This window comes from Brevundimonas sp. (genome assembly GCF_032107865.1).
Taxonomy (GTDB): domain Bacteria; phylum Pseudomonadota; class Alphaproteobacteria; order Caulobacterales; family Caulobacteraceae; genus Brevundimonas.
In genome coordinates, this window is record NZ_DAMCNG010000351.1 from 1 (window position 1) to 1,676 (window position 1,676).

Consider the following 1,676-nt stretch of genomic DNA (forward strand, 5'->3'; position numbering starts at 1 on the left):
CCTCGAAGGCGTCGGGCAGGGTCGCCGCAGCCGCGCCCTGGGTCGGGGCCCGGCTCGGAGCCGTGGTCTGGGCCAGCGCCGGAACGGCCAGCAGGAGGGCGCCGGACAGGACGAGGGCGAAGGAAGAGGTCTTCATGAAACGCAGGCTCCGAAGAAACGTCAGGCGACGATCATCGGCCAAAGCGTCAGCACCAAGGCGGCCGCCGACGCGCAGACTGCGACGGTGACGGCGGCGACCACCCAGGGCCGCGTTCCGGCCTTCTCGATCACCAACGTCTGAGACGGCGGCGGGTTCTGCACCAGACGCGACAGGGCCTTGAGAGCGGCCATCGCCTCCTCCACCGTCTCCTTGATCTGGGCCTGCGGTCCCAGTTCGCGCTTGATCCAGCGCTCGACCACCGGTTTGGCGGCGTCCCACAGGTCGTGATCGGGGTTGAGGCGGCGCGCCACCCCCTCGACCGAGACCATGGTCTTCTGCAGCAGCACCAGTTCAGGGCGCATATGCATGTCGAACAGGGCGGTGATCTCGAACAGCTGGCCCAGCAGGCGGCCCATCGACACCTGGCTGGCCTGCCGCCCGATCACCGGTTCGCCGACCGCGCGCAGGGCCTGAGCGAAGGTGTCGACCGAATGGTGCGGCGGCACATAGCCCGCCTCGAAATGGACGCGGCTGATGCGGTCGTAGTCGCGGCTGATGAAGCCCCACAGGATCTCGGCCAGGTAGCGGCGCTCGGCCGGGCCCAGCCGCCCGACGATGCCGAAATCGATGGCCGTCAGCTGCGCGGGCGCGTCGGCGAACAGATTGCCCTCGTGCAGGTCGGCGTGGAAGACGCCGTGGTCCAGCGCCTGAACCAGGAAGGCGCGCACCACCTTGTCGGCCAGGGCGTCCTTGTCGAGGCCCGGCAGGTCGACCAGAGCCGGGTCCGTCATCGGCAGGCCGGGCGCCCATTCCAGCGTCAGCACCCGCTTGCCCACCCCTTCCCAGACGACGGCGGGCGCGGACATATAGCCGTCCTTGGCCATGACCTCGGCCAGTTCGGAGGCGGCCGCCGCCTCCAGCCGCATGTCCAGCTCCAGCTGCAGCGACTGGGCGATGATCTCGACGAAGGCGCGCGGCTCCAATCGACGGGCGGGCTCGACGAAACGGTCGACCAGCTTGGCGCCCAGCCGCATGGCGTCCAGCCCCTGAGCCACGCGGCGCTCGACGCCGGGGCGCAGCACCTTGACCGCCACCTTGCGTCCATCGGCCAGCCAGGCGGGATGCGCCTGGGCGAGCGAAGCGGCGCCCATCGGTTCGGTCAGATCGATGAACAGGCTCTCGGCCGGACGGCCCAGCGAGCGTTCGATCTCACGCTTGGCCTCTTCCAGCGGGAAGGGCGGCAGCTTGTCCTTCAACCGCCCCAGATCCTGGGCGAATTGCAGGCCGAAGATGTCAGCGCGCGTGGCCAGCACCTGGCCCAGCTTGATGGCGACCGGGCCGAGATGCTCGAACGCCTGGCCGACCCGCTGGCCGGGTCGTCCGGCGCGGTGTTTGCGGCTGGCGAACAGCTGGATCAGGCGGGCGAACGGGCGGCCCCAGGCGGGCAGCAGGGGGTTGGCCTCACGCGGGATCAGGGCGTCGGGGCGCGCCAGCACCCAGCCCCAGCGCACCATGCGAAAGGCCGCGCCGACCGGAT

1 protein-coding gene is annotated in these 1,676 nt (G+C 70.5%); it reads right to left on the minus strand.

What is annotated here, in order from left to right:
- Positions 1 to 159 precede the first annotated feature (159 nt).
- A partial coding sequence (gene ubiB / locus RT567_RS16580) for a 2-polyprenylphenol 6-hydroxylase (protein WP_313577291.1) occupies positions 160 to 1,676 on the minus strand: 1,517 nt, incomplete at its 5' end.